Source organism: Streptomyces sp. DH12, assembly GCF_020873895.1.
In the GTDB taxonomy this organism is placed as follows: Bacteria; Actinomycetota; Actinomycetes; order Streptomycetales; family Streptomycetaceae; genus Streptomyces.
In genome coordinates, this window is sequence record NZ_JAHWGT010001490.1 from 1 (window position 1) to 405 (window position 405).

General features: G+C 81.0%; 1 protein-coding gene. It reads left to right on the forward strand.

Annotated elements, in window-relative coordinates; translation table 11 throughout:
- Positions 1-405, forward strand: a 405-nt coding sequence (locus tag LPA54_RS40720) for an SSI family serine proteinase inhibitor (RefSeq protein WP_228985456.1), incomplete at its 3' end; no start/stop codon positions are given.

Here is a 405-nt window from a genome sequence, read left to right on the forward strand (position 1 = left end):
GTGCTCGCCTCGCTCGCCGCGTCCCCCTCCCCGGCGCGGGCCGGGGAACCGGCGCCGGACGGCGACCGGCTCACCGTCACCGTGCGGGACGCGGGCGGCGGGGCGGACGGGACGTACGTGGTGCGGTGCCGGCCGAGCGGCGGGACGCATCCCGACCCCGACGGCGCCTGCGCGGCCGTCGAGCGGCGGACGCGCTGGGGGCAGGACGCCTTCGCGCCGGTGCCGCGGGACGCCGTGTGCACCATGCAGTACGGCGGCCCCGCCACCGCCCGCATCACCGGCACCTGGGCGGGCCGCCGCGTCGACGCGACGTACGACCGGACGAACGGGTGCGCGATCGAGCGGTGGGACCGGCTCGTGCCGCTGCTGCCCGAGGCGGGCCGGGCGGAGGGTGCACCCGCGGCG